Origin of the sequence: Aliiglaciecola sp. LCG003 (assembly GCF_030316135.1) — a bacterium.
In the GTDB taxonomy this organism is placed as follows: domain Bacteria; phylum Pseudomonadota; class Gammaproteobacteria; order Enterobacterales; family Alteromonadaceae; genus Aliiglaciecola.
In genome coordinates, this window is sequence record NZ_CP128185.1 from 3,438,674 (window position 1) to 3,457,190 (window position 18,517).

Below are 18,517 nucleotides of genomic sequence, written 5' to 3' on the forward strand. Positions count from 1 at the left end.
AGTAAAGTTTCATCGAGGTTTATGATAGTTATCAAGCTTAGCACGTCAGCACCGGCTTGCTACTTTTCCCTCGTTATTTATATCGCTCCTGCGAACCTCTATTGAGGATCATCACATACTCACAGACATTTTTACAGCGATCTCCGATACGTTCGAATGATCGCAGCGCCCACAGCACCTCTAACCACGTTTCCAACTCGTCAGAATGTTGCTGCATTTCAAGCATAGTGATCCCCAACAATTCTTTATATTGAGCATCTATAACTACATCGCTCTTATAGGTTTTTTCAGCCGCTTCTAAATCTAATCTAGCGAAGGCATCCAATGTGCTCTTGAGCATAGCCAACACATATTCGCCAATCACCAACATACTCGATTTTAAGGTGTCCGAATCAGGTACGTTGGAACGACAGATTAGCTGGGCGATACGTTCTGTCTCATCTCCCATCCGTTCAATATCTGCGGTTGCCTTGGCAATTACCATTACCAACCGTAAATCACTGGCAGTGGGATGGCGGCGGGCAATAATACGCATACACTCTTCGTCAATCTGCACTTCCATATGATTGATTTCTTTATCATTCAATACAACTTTTTCAGCTAACCCAGCATTATTATCCTTCAATGCTTTTATGGTGTCTGACAACTGTTGTTCTAACAGCCCGCCCATGGTCAAAACCGAGTTCTTAAGGTTTTCCAACTCTTGATTAAACCCAACCGAAATATGCGTATTAATTTCAATATATGACATTGATTGCGACCTTTCTAACCGTATCGACCCGTAATATAGGCTTCAGTTTGTTTCATCTTCGGCATGGTGAATATACTATCACTATCGGCATACTCGATAATCTGTCCTTCATGCAAAAAGGCGGTGTAATCGGATACTCGTGCTGCCTGTTGCATATTATGAGTGACGATTACCACTGTGTGTCGGAGCTTTAATTGATTCAACAGTTCTTCAATATGCAGGGTAGCCAAAGGATCTAGCGCTGAAGTGGGCTCATCGAGTAATAATATTTCTGGTTTCAATGCCAGCGCTCGGGCAATTACTAATCTTTGTTGTTGCCCACCTGACAAGGTAAGGGCCGACTCAAATAAGCGATTACGCACTTCTTCCCATAGACCGGTTTCTTTGAGGGTATTTTCAACGGCATCATCCAATTTGCGCCGCTCTGTGACGCCCTGTAATTTCAAGCCATATGAGACATTATCAAAAATAGACATAGGGAAAGGGTTAGGTTTTTGAAATACCATACCCACTTGAGTACGCAACGAAGCAACATTTTCTTTGCGATGGTAAATGTTACGACCACCAATATTTACCACTCCGTTAACAGTGCAATTGGGTAATAAGTCATTCATCCGATTGAAACAGCTTATCAGGGTCGATTTCCCGCAGCCACTTTGACCAATGAACGCAGTAACCTGGTGTTTAGGGATGGACATGTTGATATTGTTTAATACAAGTTTGTCAGCAAAATACAAATTGAGATCCCGCACGTCGATTGCCGTCTGCTCTTTGGTCAAATTGTGTACATCCAAGGTGTCATGTTCAAACAGTTTTAACATTTAGCTTTTATTCTCTAAAATGAATCAAAAATTTTGTGAATATTGATTGCGCAGCCGGTTACGGATAAAAACTGCGACTAGATTCAAGGTGAACACAATGATCAACAGTAGCATACAACAGGCAAAAACAAATGAAGAGCCATTACCAATATTTTGGCTATGAAAAGCTCCATCATAGATCAGTACTCCCAAATGCATAAATTGACGTTGTAAATGCACAAAGGGAAAGTCTCCATCTACGGGTAAAGCTGGAGCAAATTTCACCGCCCCCACCAGCATTAAAGGGGCAACTTCTCCGGCCCCACGTGCAATTGCCAAAATAACTCCCGTCATGATGCCTGGGCTGGCAATAGGTAACACCATCTTTAAGGTTGTTTCAGCTTGGGTTGCACCTAATGCATAACTGCCATCTCGCAACGCCTTGGGGACTCTGCGCAAGCCTTCCTCGGTAGCAACAATAACCACCGGCAAGGTTAATATTGCCATGGTCAAAGAAGCCCAAAACAAGCCTGGCGCGCCAAAAGTCGGTGAAGGTAAATTATCAGAAAAAAGTATTTCATCGATATTACCGCCTAGGGTATAGACAAAGAAACCCAATCCAAACACGCCATATACAATTGAAGGCACCCCTGCCAGATTATTTACTGAGATACGAATTAATGCTGTAGTTTTATTTTGCGGGGCATACTCATGCAGATACAGCGCAGCTAGCACACCAAAGGGAGTGACGAGTATAGTCATCAACAGTACCATCACTATGGTACCAAATAACGCAGGAAATACGCCGCCCGAAGTATTATCTAATTTAGGAGAATCAGTGATGAAATCACTAAAGCTGGACAATCCGACCAATAGTTTTTGCGAAAAAGACATACTATTGGGAAAATCAATTTGACGCACATCGAATAGACTTAAACTGGCCTGCTGTCCATCTGCAAAACGCAATTTCAACTGAAATAATCCTATTGTGCTCTCAAGAGCCTCAATATCTTTCTGTAACCTAAAAAAACGTTGCGATAGTCGTTGCCGAGCAGGCGCGCTTTGTTCGACATTTTTACGGGCCATATCCGCTAAACGATTGTGTATATTAGCCAATTCTCCACTGCGAATATGGTCAATTTGATCTTCTAAAGATACGACTGTGTCTCGTAAAGCTGAAAAATTTTCAATATCAAAAACGTGTCCGTTATCATCGACAATTTGTAACACTTCAGCGATCACCAAGCCACCATTGCTAAGCAGTATCCTTGCCACGGGCTGCTCCGGTTCGGTTGCGGAAATACTATTTGACGTGAAGGTGGCTTGCCCATTAACCAATTGACTGGGTGATGAATATTTGAAATGTAGTAATTGTTGATCAACCCGCATAGTAGTCGCTGTGGGTAATGCATAAAGTTGCTGCGGTACTTGCTGAGCGTCCTGCTGATAAATCAGATGTTGGATCGATTGAGGCCAGAAATAGTAACTTCCTCTAAAGATAATAAATATTGATAAGGTCAATAGGATAATAATCAAAAAGGCAGCGATGGCGGCAGATAGGCTGGTCACCATAGATTGTTTTTGAGCTGAATTTAATTTCCAATTAACCATGTTTATAATTCTTTCTTAACCAATACCTTAGTAATTCGGCGATGGAATTGAGCACGAAGGTAAACATAAATAACACCAAGGCCGTTAAAAATAGGATTTGGTAATGACTACTAGCCACTTCTGCTTCAGGAAGCTCGATCGCCAGATTTGCAGTAAGAGTGCGAATGCCAGATAACAAATCCCAATCCGCCACAGGCGTATTGCCAGTGATCATTAGTACTATCATAGTTTCACCAAAGGCTCGGCCCAATCCAAGTGCGATTGCCGACAAAATCCCCGGATAAGCCAATACCAGGACCACTTTGCGTAGTGTTTGTAAACGTGTTGCGCCTAATGCTGAAGACGCCTGTTTGAGACTACTTGGCACCTCAAACAGGGCATCTTCTGCCAAGGAGTAGATACTTGGCACTATTGCGATGCCCAAGGCCAGGGCTACAACCAAAGTACTCTTATTAACCGAATTGAGCGCGTCAAATGAAAACACAGAATAGAAACTTGAAACTTCTGACTGAGATTGCATTGCAGTGAAAGGTTCAGTCACCCAAATGACAAAGATCCCGTTTAGCAACAGCAATATTGCCACAACCGGCAACTCCCACCCCTCTTTAAATCTTTGTGGCAAGCGCGCAACCAAAGGTTGATGAAAGAATGCAAAGACAATTAATACCAAAGGGATCAGCAATATAAACAAGAACAGTGAAAGCAAAAACTGTTCAGCCAGAGGCGCCAGCCAGATAGCGGCAATAAACCCCAAGACCACAGAGGGAATGGCTTCGAGCATTTCAATTGAGGATTTCATCCAATTCCGCATTTTTTGCGGGGCGAAATAAGCAGTATAGATCGCGGCACTCAAGGCCAAGGGTACAGCAATTAACAGTGCCAATAGCGAAGCTTTTAAACTTCCAATCACCAATGGAACTATACTAAACTTTACCTCCTGAAAGTCTGTAGCATAAGTGGTTTGCCAAACATAATCAGCTTGTTTGTACCCCTCGTATTGTACTTTCCCCCATAGTGCTTCAACGGTGTTGACGGCAGATAAAGCCTTAATTTTCCAGCTTTGAATGCTTTGTTGTTGATACACAAAGAGGTGATCCTGAGCTAAAAATGAATCCTGATATTGGAATTCTTGCTGTTCTGCAAGTAAGGTTTCCCCTGTGACATAATTGAATAAAACAATATTCTGGTTGTCAGTAAAGGCTACTGCGGCATTTTCTGTTTGGTGGACATGGATTTTCAATGGTGAGATGTCACCTGCCAGCGCATATACGGGTACGAAATTCAGTACCCCGGCTTGATTCACAACCGACCACTTTTGCACTTTGCTGTTGGCTAAGCCAACAAAAACAGATCGTTGACTCGGTAAGGCTTGCAAAAAGGTTACCGGTTTATCTACTGGGCTAATAAGCTCATCATCCCGACCAATGAGTTGAGTGACTAAAGATTGATCGCGCACATACATGAATTGTCCGATGCGAGGCAATAATACCAAGAGTTTCTGCGCAATCACTGTCGCTCGGTGCACCTCTTCTTTGCGTTGACGGTCCAAACTTATGACCTGCCATCTGTCATCTTGCACCACAGACAGCATGATGAGTGAATCCGACAACTCAAAATCATAAGAATCTATGGGCTGGTTCGGATTCGCTCCGTCAAGGGCGATGCTCATTTCTAATTGACTTTCAAAATGATTTTGCAACTGGGTGAGCTTTTCTATTCTCAGTAATCCCGATTGACTTAAGCGCGCGACATACAATTCGCCACCATAGGATTTCACTTTAACTTGGTCATCGCACAAGGTGGGTATGGTTTTCGTGATCTGCAGACCGGACTGACCCATTGAGCTTGTGTTTGATAGTGATAAAAAATTTAATCTGCACAGAGAATCATAACTTGCCATGGCGTCGCCATGGGTAAAATCGCCCATGAGAATAATATTTTGCCCCTCGGGAACCCGATACTGTTGGGCAGGCTCAATCTGAACAGACTTCCACAATGGCAACACTTGAACGACCAAATGCCACAGCAATAGTCCCAACATCAACAGCACACACCAACCGGCAATCCCAATCAGGTAAGCAATCAGCCGGTTTTTAACCCTTCGTCGCTGAGCTATTTTACCGATTTCGCCGTTTTCCATTGTAGATTCGTGTGACGACAAATGATCCACGCTACCAACCAATTCTAATCGAGTGCGGCTAGTGTAATGGATTTAAGGATTCGGGCAAGTGTCTGAGCTTTTTTGCTTAAGCTATGGTTATTTTTGATGTATAAAACAGGTGTCGGTAATTGGTATAAATCCCAATATCCTAAAGGAAAACACTATTGGATAGAGGTAAATAGTCGCAGTTAGCGGTAAAGTATGCGCTATGCTAACAATACACTATTCCCAACAAGAATAAGGAATGAGATATGAAGTCAATGATCCTGACTTTGATCGGCAAAGACAAGCCCGGCTTGGTGGAATCCCTGGCGCAAAAAGTATATGAAATGGAAGGCAATTGGTTAGCGAGTAATTTCTCCTATATGGGAGGTCACTTTGCTGGATTCCTCGAAGTGGACATTCCCGAGCAAAACCATGCTGGACTGATAGAATGGTTGCATGCCCATCCGGCTTTGACAATTCATTCGGTTAAATCAGATGATACTAGTGTGACCGACACTACCATTGCCGAAATAGATATTATGGGCAACGACAAGCCTGGCATAGTTCAAGAACTGACTGCGACCTTGAGTCAATTCAATATTAATATTATTAAATTTGAATCCAGTTGCGAAAGTGCGCCCAACTGGGGCAGCTTGTTATTTAAAGCCCATGCAAAGGTGTCGATTCCAGCAAACTTTGAAATTGATGCTCTATCTGATGCCTTAGAAGGTATCGCCAATGATTTGGTGGTTGATGTGGCATTGCGATGAACCGCAAATCCAACTTCCATTTCATAGAGATGTCACATAAACAGTTGACCATTAACAACATTTTACGATGTAGCCCCGACACTAGGTAAATTATGACCCCAAATGAGCTGTATTATCCCAAAGAATTGAGTTGGCTTGCGTTCAACGAGCGGGTGCTGCAAGAAGCCGCAGACAAAGAAAATCCTATCGTGGAGCGAATTCGTTTTCTCGGTATTTATTCCAGCAATATGGACGAATTTTATCGGGTCCGTGTCGCCGAAGTTAAACGACAGATTTACATTCATATGGATGAAGGTAATGAAGATGCTGCCAACAATACTAAGATGTTGATGGAAAAGATTCAGCAAAAAGTAGTGGTGATGACAGACAACTTCGAATCAGTCTATGAGGATGTGATCAAGGGTCTGGCCCGTTACAATATCCATATTATTGATAATAATAGCTTGTCTGATTTCCAACGGGATTGGCTAATAAATTATTTTAAAAACAAAATATTACGCCATATTGCTCCCATACTCATTCATAAAAAAGTCGACTTAGTGCATCGCCTTAACGACTTTGGCACTTATTTGTATGTGGCAATTCGCCGCAAAGACAAGGCTACCCAGTATGCCACCATTGAACTGCCAACCGAGGCCATGTCCCGTTTCATATTGATACCACCGGAAAAGTCTCGCAAAAAGAAACACATCATACTCATAGATGATGTGATCCAACTTTGCCTTGATATCATCTTTAAAGGATTTGTAGAATTCAATGAATTAGAAGCCTATTCGTTCAAAGTAACCCGGGATTCTGAATACTCTATCAACGACGAAATTGATGAGAGTTTTGTTGAGAAGATGTCGGAGAGTATGAAGCAGCGCTTGATCGCCGAACCCGTGCGAGTGATCCACGACGCAGATATGCCTGAAGAGATGCTTAAAAATTTACGTAAACGCCTGAAGATTTCAAATTATGATAGTTTGATAGCCGGCGGGGCTTATCGTAATTTCAAAGATTTCATCGGCTTCCCCAATGTCGGTCGTAGTTATCTTGAGAACCCCAAACTTCCCTCGATAAACGCCAAGGTATTCACGGATTTCGATACGGTATTTGATGCCATCAAGCACAAGGACATTCTGCTTTATTATCCCTACCACCGTTTCTTACATTTTACTGAATTTGTTCGCCAAGCAGCCTTTGACCCCAACGTAAAACATATCCGCTTGAATATTTATCGTGTAGCGACTAAGTCGCGCATTGTCAGCTCGTTAATTGACGCTGTAGATAATGGTAAAACCGTTACTGTGGTGGTGGAGCTACGAGCCAGATTTGACGAGGAAGCCAATATTGAATGGTCCAAGACCATGACAGATGCCGGTATACGTGTAGTTCTGGGCTCACCTTCATTTAAAATACACAGTAAACTTTGTGTAGTCAGCCGCGAGGAAAATGGTCAACTTGCCCATTATGCCCACTTTGGAACAGGTAACTTTAACGAAAAAACCGCTAAAATTTACACCGACTTTAGTTTGTTTACTCGCAATCAAGAGCTTGCACAAGAAGCAATCTGGGTATTTGACCTGATTCAACTGCCTTATCGCAGAAATAAATTCCAGCACCTGCAAGTGTCACCATTAAATGCCCGCACTAAGATTCAAATTTTGGTGCGTCAAGAAATTCAAAATGCTATAGCCGGCCTGCCCTCAGGGATCACTCTCAAGGTCAATAATCTGGTTGATCAACAACTGATTGATGATCTTTACCGCGCCAGTCAAGCGGGCGTAAAGGTCAACGCAATTGTCAGAGGCATGTGTTCTCTCTTGCCTGGCATCAAAGGGATGAGTGAAAACATCTTTATTACCAGTATAGTGGATAGGTTTTTAGAGCATCCTCGAGTGATGGTTTTCAAAAATGCCGGTCAGCCTAAAGTGATAATATCTTCGGCGGATTGGATGGGCCGCAATATGGACAACCGTATAGAAGTGGGTTGCCCAGTCTACGATGAAGAGCTTAAGCAGCGCATTATTGCTATTTTGGATATTCAGCTAAGAGATACCATCAAAGCGCGTATCATAGATGCCGAACAAACTAATCGATATGTTAAAAGGGGCAATCGCAAAAATATTCGCTCTCAAGTTGAAACATATCACTTCCTAAAAGCATTGGAATAAGGCAAGGTTCGAACTTAACCTTTAGACCTCACTTTTTGGCTATACCACATAGAGAAACTAATGCCTGAGATAAGCGATGTGCTCAACAATATAGAGTCCCGTCCTTCCGTCCAAGTAGCTGCATTGGATATTGGTTCCAATAGCTTCCACTTGGTGGTGGCGCGTATTGTTGCCGATAATGTGCAAATTTTGCATCGCGTAAAACAAAAAGTGCGCTTAGCCGACGGCCTAGATAAAAACAATCGGCTGTCTCAAGAAGCCATCGATCGCGGTCTTGCCAGTCTACAAGTGGTGGCTGAAAGCCTGCAAGGCTTTGAGCCTGATACGGTGAGAATCGTAGCGACTTATACCTTACGTAAAGCCAAAAATGCCAAAGACTTTATCAAAGCGGCTAAAAAGATTTTACCCTACCCCATTGAAGTCATATCCGGCATCGAAGAAGCACGTTTAATTTATTCAGGTGTTGCCCATACGGTCCAAAACGCTGGTCAAAGACTAGTAGTAGATATAGGTGGTGGCTCTACCGAATTTATCATCGGCGATGGTTTTGAAACCAAAATATTACGCAGTTTGCAAATGGGCTGTGTGAGTTACACCAACCAATTTTTTAAAGATGGAAATCTTTCATCTTCTGCGTTTAAAAAAGCCATTACCGCCGCTCAGCAAGAGTTAGAATTAATCGATAACAAATATTTACGGTTAGGTTGGCAAAGCTGTTTTGGTACATCTGGCACTATCAAGGCAATTGTATTGCAGGCACAGGCTCTTAATGAGAATGGTCCTGAAGGCTTTGTCAGTATAGATGCCCTTAAAAAACTGCGAGAACTGAGCATAGAAGCTGGGCATACCGACAAACTAGCGCTTTCCAGCATTACCGAAGACCGTATACCGGTTTTTGCTGCGGGCTTGTCTATCTTGATTGCCGTATTTAAAAGCCTGAAGATTTTGTCTATGGAGTATTCTGCTGCGGCTCTGCGTGAGGGAGTTATTTATGAAATGGAAGAACAACTTGCCCATCATGATATCCGTGAACGCACGGCGCAAAGTTTGTCTACCCGTTATGACGTTGACATAGACCAGGCCAGACGGGTACATGACACCACTTTGTATATCTATGACAAAAGTCGTAAAGCGTGGAAGATTGGCGGGCAACAGCATCGCAACATGTTAGAGTGGGCAGCCCTGTTGCACGAAGTGGGCCTGCAAATTAATTCCCGTGGTGTTCAGCGTCATTCCGGCTATATCCTACAGAATGTTGATTTGTACGGATTTAATCAAGAACAGCAAAACCTGTTGGCGACACTCGCCCGTTTTCATCGTAAAAAATTGCGCCTCGAAGAATTGCCCGAATTCTGGCAGTTCGACCCTGACACAGTAAATAAACTGCTGATTATCCTGCGCCTCGGTGTATTACTTAACATCAAGCGCCAAGATAATATTTTGCCAGAGTTCGAGGTTGATGTATCAGACAATCAAGTGTTACTGCGTTTCCCCCAAGGTTGGCTAGAAAATAAACCGATTTTCAGTGCCGATCTGGTCCGCGAGGCTGAACAATTAAAGGTATTGCAATATAGCTTAAGCTTTGAATAGTGCTAAGGTGTCAAGCGTACTCAAGATGGGCGTCAATATTACTCAACAGTAATCTGAAGCCTTCTTTGAGGTGTGTGGGGATTAATTGGGTGCGAAGATAGTAAGGCGCGCGCATTCCATTGTAGTCAATCACAGGACCAATCTGCTCAAAGGGCAAACCCACAAACTGCATGCTTTTTACTAAGCGAGGTTCGACCATAATATAGCAATGGTTTATTCCTTCTCTTAGCACCACCGCCGCCACAGTAAGATACAAGCCGACGGATATAAACGGGAAACAGCGTATTTCACTTTCCGAGTAGGTCATTTGATTGATCACCCCCATCTCTGCACCGGAATGATGATCGATCTCTCTGCGGCGAAATTTAAGGGGTACGGTCAATCTAGATATTTCACACATTTTCTCAAGCCGCAAATCAGCTGGGTGAAGTGCACTGGCCGAAAAATTTTGATGGACAAACTTTTGCATTGGCAGCAACTGACCCTCTTGAGTCGGTCTGACGATTCGAACTGAGCCAGCGACTTGGCTAGTGTGTTGATGAATCAATGCGCAATGGGTGGAATACCCATCGAATTCGTCTATTTCCAAACCATTGGATTGGATGGGCTCAAAGCCCATTTCCTTGGCGTAAACATCATGGCGCATTTGATAGGTCTGTTGTCTAAGCAGTTCAGAGTTAGCTATGACCGGCCTGAAGCTATTGGAGAATTGTTCTGATATTGATAAGGCTTTTTTATTGATGCTGTAGGCATGAGCTCTTCTTACCACAGGTTTTATTAACCGGCTGTTTTTGATACTCGATATACTACGTTGTTTTTTTGACAATATCACATACCTACTTGGCCAATATATTTATAAAAAATCAATAGATTCAATTCTTTATATTCTTTCTAAGCCCGTCCTAAATATTCATCAATTAATTCAGACAGTCGTTCTTGCAAGTGTTCCTCGAAGTCTTCGAGCTCTTTATTGAACACCTGCAAATAAAGCTCTGCTTGATCGTAATTTAATAACTTACCATTAGTTTTATATTCAGTCTCTGCCATTGACTTGTCATAACGGGGCACAATAACCCAGCGAATAAAATCAGAATCCAGTCCAGCCACGGCCTTTTTAGCATGCTTGCAGAAACCTTCTATATGATCTATTCCATCCGGACCTAAGCAGCCAGGTTCCACCCTGAAAGTTACCGTAAGTTTCTTATATAAAGGTAATGGAAGTTCAAAGTCCATAACCGCTCCCTATTGCTGCTGTGCAAATAATATAGCCAAGGCTAAGACTAAAGGAAACAAAAAAAAACCGGACTAGCGTCCGGTTCGAGAAAAACCGATAGATAGTTAGCTAATGGACGCCTGATAAATACTTTCTATTGATTCGTCTAAGGTTTTTCCAAACTCAGCATCAGACTGCTGTGCCGAAAGACCCTCCGACAAGGCTCTTGAAAAGCTAGCGATCATTCCCTTATTTTCACTCAAGCGACGATTCGCTTCTTGCCTATTATAACCACCCGATAGAGCGACCACTTTTAGTACTCGTGGGTGTGCAATTAAGCTGTCATAAAAACCTGCAACATCAGGTAGTGTTAATTTCAACATCACATTTTGGGTTTCAGGTAATGCATCTAAGTGGTTTAGTAACTCACCTTTTAACAGTAGCTCAGCAGCGGCTTTTTCAGGACTGTTGATATCGATTTCCGGTTCAATAATGGGCACTAAACCTTTGGCTAGTATTTGAGCACTGACCTCGAATTGCTGCTTCACAATGGCATGCACACCATCCTTGTTAGCTAACTTAATAACCGAACGCATTTTAGTGCCAAATACCCCCTTGTCATTGGCTTTATCAAGTAACTGATCCAACCCCGGTATATCTTTCATCAATTGAACACCATCTTTTTCATCGAGTAAGCCTTTGTCCACTTTGAGGAAAGGAATGACTTGCTTTTCTTCCCATAGATATACCGAACTAGCTAGGCCTTCTATTTCACGATCCAAGGTGTTTTCAAACAAGATGGCGCCTAACACTCGCTTACCATTGAAGGCTTCATTGGTAATGATGCGTGTCCGCATCTGATGAACTTGATCGTACATTTGTTCATCACCAGAATACTGATCTTCATTCACCCCATAAAGCTTTAACGCTTTTGGCGTGCTGCCACCACTTTGGTCAAGTGCAGCAATAAAGCCATTAACAGTGTGTAATTTTTTAAGCATATCTAATTGAGCTTGTGAAGCCATTCGCGACACTCCTTTATAGTAGAATACAAATTATAGGTTGAGCGCTTCGAAGCGCCTCTTATTAGTTACTTTAGTTTAACAAAGCTGAACTAGGGTACCTGCTTCCAGCTTGAGCAAATCGTATTATTTCTTGCCCCGTTGCTCCAACATAGCAACAGCTGGTAGGGTTTTCCCTTCCAAAAACTCTAAAAATGCACCACCGCCGGTGGAAATATAGGAGATTTTATCGGCGATATCATACTTGTCGACTGCCGCAAGCGTATCACCACCACCGGCAATCGAAAAGGCTGAGCTGTTAGCGATGGCCATGGCTATGGCTTTGGTCCCTTCGCCAAACTGATCAAACTCAAATACTCCCACTGGACCATTCCAGACAATGGTGCCGGCTTTTTCAATCAATTTGGCCAATTCTGCAGCTGTTTGAGGGCCAATATCAAAAATCATATCTTCGGCCGCAACCTCAGAAACATCCTTTAGGGTGGCAACAGCGGAGTCTGAAAATTCAGTTCCCGTCACTACATCTACCGGAACAGGGATAGTTGCACCATTGCTTTTGGCAACTTTCATTAAACGATTTGCTTCATCAATCAAATCGGCTTCGTATAAAGATTTCCCGACATTGTGACCTTGAGCAGCAATGAAGGTATTGGCAATGCCGCCACCAATGATAAGCTGATCGACCTTAGATGAAAGAGAATCTAATACGGTGAGTTTAGTTGATACCTTTGAGCCGCCAACAATGGCAAGCATCGGCCTCGCTGGCTTGTCTAAGGCTTTACTCAAGGCTGCAAGCTCATCTGATAGTAATGGCCCAGAACATGCCACTGGAGCGAATTTAGCCACGCCGTGGGTTGATGCTTGTGCTCTGTGTGCCGTGCCAAATGCATCCATCACGAAGATGTCACACAAAGCGGCATATTGTTTGGCTAAATTTTCGTCATCTTTACTCTCACCAGAATTAAAACGCACATTTTCTAGCACTACAAGCTCACCCGCTTTAAGCTCTAAGCCCTGCAAGTAATCTGTTGCTAACTTGACGGGCACATCAAGGGCTTCTTGTAGATAATCGACTACTGGCTGAAGGGAATATTCTGCATCAAACTGCCCTTCGGTTGGGCGTCCAAGATGAGACATTACCATCACCTTCGCCCCAGCTTTTAACGCATGTTCAAGAGTAGGAATAGCCGCTTTCAAGCGCGCATCAGAGGTCACTTTGCCATCTTTGACTGGTACATTTAGATCCTCGCGGATGAGCACTCTCTGGCCAGCAAGCGACAGCTCAGTCATATTGATAATCGACATAGATTTTCCTTTATTTATCACGTTTAAATGTATAGTTAACTTTCATTTAAGCTTGGGCTAAACATAGCCTGAGCAGTATCGATCATTCTGTTTGCAAATCCCCACTCATTGTCACACCAGACAAGTGTTTTGACCAACTGTTTATGGCTGACTCGGGTCTGGGTGCCGTCTACGATGCAAGAGCGCGAATCATGATTGAAATCAACGGACACCAAGGGCTCTTCGGTATAACCTAAGATCCCAGATAACCTTCCCAGACCAGCTTGTTGAAGGGCATGATTAACATTTTCAATACACACTTCTTGGGCCAAAGTCACGCTTAAATCCATCGCGGTCACATTGATGGTAGGAACCCGTACAGCAATGGCTTCAAATTTACCGGAAAATTTCGGCATAATACGTTCAATACCCGCCGCAAGTCGGGTATCCACTGGAATAATAGATTGGCTAGCTGCACGAGTCCTGCGCAAATCGGGGTGATAGGCATCGATAACTTGTTGATCATGCATTGATGAGTGAATAGTAGTAATAGTGCCGCTGAGCACTTCAAAGGCCTCATCGAGAACCTTGATCACTGGAACGATACAATTAGTGGTACACGAACCATTAGATACGATGCGATCAGCCGTTTGCAATTGATCTTCATTAATGCCAAAAATCACTGTGGCATCCATGTCCGGTGTGGATGGATGGGAAAACAACACTTTTTTTGCACCTTGTGCGATGTGGATCTCGGCATCTGCGCGATCGTTGTGCACACCTGTGCATTCCATCACCAGATCAATGTTTAAATCAGCCCAAGGCAGACCATCTAAGTTGCGCTGCTGTAATAACTCAATTTTATCGCCAGCTACATCCAAAATGTTGCCCTGCAAACTAACCGGAAATTTAAAGCGGCCGTGCGCCGTGTCATATTTTAGCAAATGCGCAATGCCAACCGGTTCGGCAATCTCGTTTATTGCAACCACTTGGATATGTTGATTGCGGCCTGTTTCATATAAGGCGCGTAAAACATTGCGACCTATACGACCAAAGCCGTTAATTGCGATACGTATCATTAGACTCTTAAACGTAAAGGGGCGCTTATTATGCGCCCCGATTTATCAAATATGCTAATTAAGATTAGCAACGGTCAGGGATTAAAGCAGATTTTCCGCCGCTGCTACAACCGCATCGACAGTAATACCAAAGTGTTTCAGTAATGCGCCACCAGGAGCGGACTCACCAAAGGTACTCATGCCGACGATTGCGCCGTCAAAACCGACATATTTATGCCAGAAGTCCACGTGCGCTGCTTCCACTGCAACTCGTTTGGTCACAGAACTAGGCAGAACAGATTGTTTATAATCAGCATCTTGAGCATCAAATACATTGGTACTTGGCATAGAGACTACTCGAACCCCGTGACCTTTTTGGGTCAATTCAGCAGCCGCATCTACTGCTACAGCCACTTCTGAACCTGTTGCGATCAAGATAACATCAGGTGTAGATGCGCAATCCACTAGCACATACCCGCCTTTAGCCACATTCACCAATTGGGCGTCGTTGCGAGATTGAGCAGGCAATCCCTGACGACTAAAGACTAACGCACTAGGACCATCTTTACGCTCAATCGCGGCTTTCCAGGCTACTGCTGTTTCAGCACCGTCACATGGACGCCATGTAGTAAGATTAGGCGTAAGGCGTAAGTTAGCGACTTGTTCAATAGGTTGGTGAGTTGGGCCATCTTCACCTTGACCAATTGAATCATGGGTGTAAACAAAGATGTTCGGGATACCCATTAATGCGGCCATACGAACTGCATTACGTGCATATTCCATAAACATTAGGAAGGTTGCGCCATAAGGACGGAATCCGCCATGCAAACCAATACCATTCATGATACCGGTCATGCCAAATTCGCGCACTCCGTAAAAAATATAGTTGCCATTTGCATCATCTTTAGTGATGCCTTTTGAGCCAGACCACAAGGTTAAGTTAGAACCGGCTAAATCAGCAGAACCACCCACTACTTCAGGTAGCAAACTGGCAAAGGCTTCGATAGAATTTTGCGAGGCTTTACGGCTAGCGATGTTTTCGGCTTTGCTTTGTGAAAACTTAATGAAGTCATCGGCTTTTTGTGCAAAATCCGCCGGTAACTCGCCTTTTAGTCTGCGGGTTAATTCTGCCGCTAATTCTGGATGAGCCCTTTGGTAATCAGCCAATTGCGCATTCCACTGCTGCTCTTTATCTGCACCAGATTTTTTAGCATCCCACTGAGCGTATATATCATCAGGAATAACAAAGGCATCATATTTCCAGTCCAATGCCTTGCGAGTAGCGACAATTTCATCTGTACCAAGAGGAGAACCATGGCTATCATGACTGCCGGATTTGTTTGGTGAGCCGAACCCTATAACGGTTTTACAGCAGATCATAGTTGGACGAGTTATATCAGACTTAGCCGTTTCTATTGCGGCTTTAATCGCTTCAGGATCATGACCGTCTACATCGGCAATGACTTGCCAGCCGTAAGATTCAAAGCGTGCAGGTGTGTCGTCCGTAAACCATCCCTGAACTTCACCGTCGATTGAGATGCCATTATCATCCCAAAATGCAATCAATTTGCCCAAACCCAAGGTGCCTGCCAATGAACAGACTTCATGGGAAATACCTTCCATCAAGCAGCCGTCGCCTAGGAAGCAATAGGTAAAGTGATCTACGATATCGAAACCCGGTTGATTAAACTGTGCAGCAAGCATTTTTTCGGCAATTGCCATACCGACCGCATTGCTCACACCTTGCCCAAGTGGACCTGTGGTGGTTTCAACACCCGGAGCATAACCGTATTCTGGGTGACCTGGTGTTTTCGAGTGCAATTGGCGGAAGTTTTTCAATTCTTCAATGGGTAACTCGTACCCCGTCAAATGCAGTAGCGAATAAATCAACATCGAACCATGGCCATTCGACAAGATAAAGCGATCTCGGTTAGCCCAGTCTGGATTGGCTGGATTATGGTTTAGGAAATCACTCCATAACACCTGAGCTATATCAGCCATACCCATTGGGGCGCCAGGATGTCCTGAGTTAGCTTTCTGGACTGCATCCATGGATAAAGCACGTATGGCGTTGGCGAGTTCTCGACGTGAAGGCATAAGGTCTCCTGCAATTTGTTGCGTTAAGCTTGATCAAAGTCTGGCAGGATTGCGTAAGACACTGATTAGTTAGCTTGTATTCAATTTGGGCTGGTCATTTTCTACTAGCCACAGATGAACTGCAACGCTTATTCATTATTGATTATACTTTTTTTGCTTACGTTTTAGTGGAAACCATTCTGAACGGATAGACATTTGGACGTCTAGATGGAAAGACTGGTAATTTACTATTTTCAAGTTACAATGACCTTATTGATGACGTTATTACGTTAAGTTCTACTTTTATTGTTTAGGAATACTGATGACAACACACCTATTTACATCTGAATCCGTCTCTGAAGGGCACCCGGATAAAATCGCAGATCAAATCTCTGATGCCGTGTTAGATGCCATTCTCATCCAAGATCCCAAAGCTCGTGTAGCTTGCGAAACATATGTCAAAACAGGTATGGTTTTGGTCGGTGGCGAAGTCACTACTTCTGCATGGGTTGATATTGAAGAACTTACCCGCAAAACGGTTCGAGAAATAGGTTACACCCATTCGGATATGGGTTTTGACGCTGATTCTTGTGCGGTCCTTAACGCCATAGGTAAACAGTCTCCAGATATCAATCAAGGTGTTGATCGCAGCAGACCAGAAGATCAAGGCGCTGGTGACCAAGGACTAATGTTCGGTTACGCAAGTGACGAGACCGATGTCCTAATGCCAGCACCTATCACCTACTCTCATCGATTGGTGAAGCGTCAGGCCGAGATCAGGAAAAGTGGCAAGTTAGATTGGTTACGTCCTGATGCTAAAAGCCAGGTGACCTTTATTTATGAAGACAACCAACCAGTAGGTATTGACGCAGTTGTGTTGTCCACTCAGCATTGTGATTCAATCAGTACAGCAGATTTGCAAGAAGCGGTGATGGAAGAAATCATTAAGCCCGTGCTGCCTGAAAAGTGGCTAACCAAGTCAACTAAGTATCTGATAAACCCGACCGGTCGCTTTGTAATTGGCGGGCCAATGGGGGATTGCGGACTAACGGGTCGTAAAATTATCGTTGATACATACGGCGGTATGGCTCGACATGGTGGTGGTGCCTTCTCTGGTAAAGATCCCTCTAAGGTTGACCGTTCTGCTGCATATGCAGGACGTTATGTGGCGAAAAACATCGTTGCTGCGGGTCTAGCTAAACGTTGTGAAATTCAGGTGTCTTATGCAATTGGGGTAGCTGAGCCTACTTCAATAAATATCGAAACCTTTGGAACAGGTGTGTTGTCTGACAGCCAGTTGACCGCTTTGGTCCGTGCACATTTTGACCTTCGTCCTTATGGATTGATCAAAATGCTCGACTTAGAGCGCCCAATATATCAAGCCACAGCTGCATACGGTCATTTTGGTCGCGAAGAGTTTCCTTGGGAAGCAATTGATAAAGCAGAAGAACTCAAAGCCGCTATATAACTTTTGCTGCTTAATATGAAAAACGGCACCTTAGGGTGCCGTTTATATTTTTTAGCATAAGGCTGGGTACCAGTCTTAATATTCGTCATCTGAATAACAGAAACCTGCATCAGTGGCTTTTACGCTGACCGAATTAGCCATTCTGACTCTGACACATTGACCTTCCTCAGCAGGGAAATAATCCAAAACAACAATCACCGAGTCACCATCCACAGCGAGCAAATGATATTCATAACCATATCTTGGTCCTTCGGACAACGCGGTAATCAATCCACCAAAGAACGCACTGACTGTGGCTCCAACGAGCATATCTGCGCTATTACCATGGGCATTTTCTAATGCCCCCCACAGCCCCCATACAGCCATGCTTTCGCCCACTTGAGACTCAAATTCAACATCATTAATAGCTTCAACGTGGGCATAGAAGTCGGTTACTAGTTGATTTCTGTCGGCATAATTATCATGCGAAGTCGCGCAACAACTTAACAGAAATGGCAAACTAACACTCAGCCATGGAATTAAGGGTGTTTTCATAATTTCGTCAGTTTAATTTTCAAGAGAGTTTATAATAA

The 18,517-nt window shown here is 43.6% G+C and carries 15 protein-coding genes; 4 read left to right on the top strand and 11 right to left on the bottom strand.

Going from position 1 to position 18,517, the window contains the following annotated elements:
• Positions 1-73: 73 nt before the first annotated feature.
• Genes phoU through QR722_RS15010 form a run of 4 tightly spaced genes read right to left on the bottom strand, consistent with a single transcriptional unit; the run spans position 74 to position 5,302 of the window.
• Positions 74-751 (bottom strand): phosphate signaling complex protein PhoU, encoded by a 678-nt coding sequence (gene phoU, locus QR722_RS14995; protein ID WP_286283735.1) that lies wholly within the window; start codon positions 749-751, stop codon positions 74-76.
• A gap of 14 nt (positions 752-765) precedes the next feature.
• A complete protein-coding gene (gene pstB, locus QR722_RS15000; RefSeq protein WP_286283736.1) occupies positions 766-1,572 on the bottom strand; it encodes a phosphate ABC transporter ATP-binding protein PstB in 807 nt (268 codons plus the stop codon).
• Positions 1,573-1,596: 24 nt separating this feature from the next.
• Complete coding sequence (gene pstA / locus QR722_RS15005; protein ID WP_286283737.1) at positions 1,597-3,162, bottom strand: phosphate ABC transporter permease PstA; 1,566 nt, start codon at positions 3,160-3,162, stop codon at positions 1,597-1,599.
• Positions 3,155-5,302, bottom strand: a complete 2,148-nt coding sequence (locus QR722_RS15010; RefSeq protein ID WP_286283738.1) for an ABC transporter permease subunit — start codon at positions 5,300-5,302, stop codon at positions 3,155-3,157. The genes pstA and QR722_RS15010 overlap by 8 nt, the downstream gene beginning before the upstream one ends.
• A gap of 272 nt (positions 5,303-5,574) precedes the next feature.
• Here QR722_RS15010 and QR722_RS15015 point away from each other — a divergent pair, with 272 nt between their 5' ends.
• From QR722_RS15015 to ppx, 3 genes are all read left to right on the top strand, one after another.
• Positions 5,575-6,078 (top strand): glycine cleavage system transcriptional repressor, encoded by a 504-nt coding sequence (locus QR722_RS15015; protein ID WP_286283739.1) that lies wholly within the window; start codon positions 5,575-5,577, stop codon positions 6,076-6,078.
• A gap of 92 nt (positions 6,079-6,170) precedes the next feature.
• Positions 6,171-8,234, top strand: a complete 2,064-nt coding sequence (gene ppk1 / locus QR722_RS15020; protein ID WP_286283740.1) for a polyphosphate kinase 1 — start codon at positions 6,171-6,173, stop codon at positions 8,232-8,234.
• 60 nt (positions 8,235-8,294) lie between these two features.
• The gene (gene ppx, locus QR722_RS15025; RefSeq protein WP_286283741.1) at positions 8,295-9,824 is read left to right on the top strand and encodes an exopolyphosphatase; all 1,530 of its coding nucleotides are present in this window, start codon (positions 8,295-8,297) and stop codon (positions 9,822-9,824) included.
• A 10-nt stretch (positions 9,825-9,834) separates the two neighbouring features.
• Here ppx and QR722_RS15030 read toward each other — a convergent pair whose 3' ends face one another.
• From QR722_RS15030 to tkt, 6 genes are all read right to left on the bottom strand, one after another.
• Positions 9,835-10,650 carry a PEP-CTERM/exosortase system-associated acyltransferase gene (locus tag QR722_RS15030; RefSeq protein WP_286283742.1) on the bottom strand — a complete coding sequence of 272 codons (816 nt, stop codon included), beginning with the start codon at positions 10,648-10,650 and terminating at the stop codon, positions 9,835-9,837.
• Positions 10,651-10,715: 65 nt separating this feature from the next.
• Positions 10,716-11,057, bottom strand: coding sequence for a hypothetical protein (locus tag QR722_RS15035; RefSeq protein ID WP_286283743.1), 342 nt, complete (start codon positions 11,055-11,057; stop codon positions 10,716-10,718).
• A gap of 105 nt (positions 11,058-11,162) precedes the next feature.
• On the bottom strand, positions 11,163-12,062 hold the full coding sequence (locus QR722_RS15040; protein WP_286283744.1) for a fructose bisphosphate aldolase: 900 nt from the start codon (positions 12,060-12,062) through the stop codon (positions 11,163-11,165).
• Between the two features lie 123 nt (positions 12,063-12,185).
• Complete coding sequence (locus QR722_RS15045; RefSeq protein WP_286283745.1) at positions 12,186-13,364, bottom strand: phosphoglycerate kinase; 1,179 nt, start codon at positions 13,362-13,364, stop codon at positions 12,186-12,188.
• A gap of 35 nt (positions 13,365-13,399) precedes the next feature.
• Positions 13,400-14,422 (bottom strand): erythrose-4-phosphate dehydrogenase, encoded by a 1,023-nt coding sequence (gene epd, locus QR722_RS15050; RefSeq protein ID WP_286283746.1) that lies wholly within the window; start codon positions 14,420-14,422, stop codon positions 13,400-13,402.
• A gap of 81 nt (positions 14,423-14,503) precedes the next feature.
• Entirely contained in the window at positions 14,504-16,498 is a 1,995-nt protein-coding gene (gene tkt / locus QR722_RS15055) for a transketolase (RefSeq protein WP_286283747.1), read from the bottom strand.
• Positions 16,499-16,799: 301 nt separating this feature from the next.
• On the opposite strand from tkt, the gene metK reads away from it, so the two are divergent.
• Positions 16,800-17,945, top strand: a complete 1,146-nt coding sequence (gene metK, locus QR722_RS15060) for a methionine adenosyltransferase (RefSeq protein WP_286283748.1) — start codon at positions 16,800-16,802, stop codon at positions 17,943-17,945.
• 75 nt (positions 17,946-18,020) lie between these two features.
• Here metK and QR722_RS15065 read toward each other — a convergent pair whose 3' ends face one another.
• Positions 18,021-18,479 (bottom strand): hypothetical protein, encoded by a 459-nt coding sequence (locus QR722_RS15065; RefSeq protein WP_286283749.1) that lies wholly within the window; start codon positions 18,477-18,479, stop codon positions 18,021-18,023.
• Positions 18,480-18,517 lie beyond the last annotated feature (38 nt).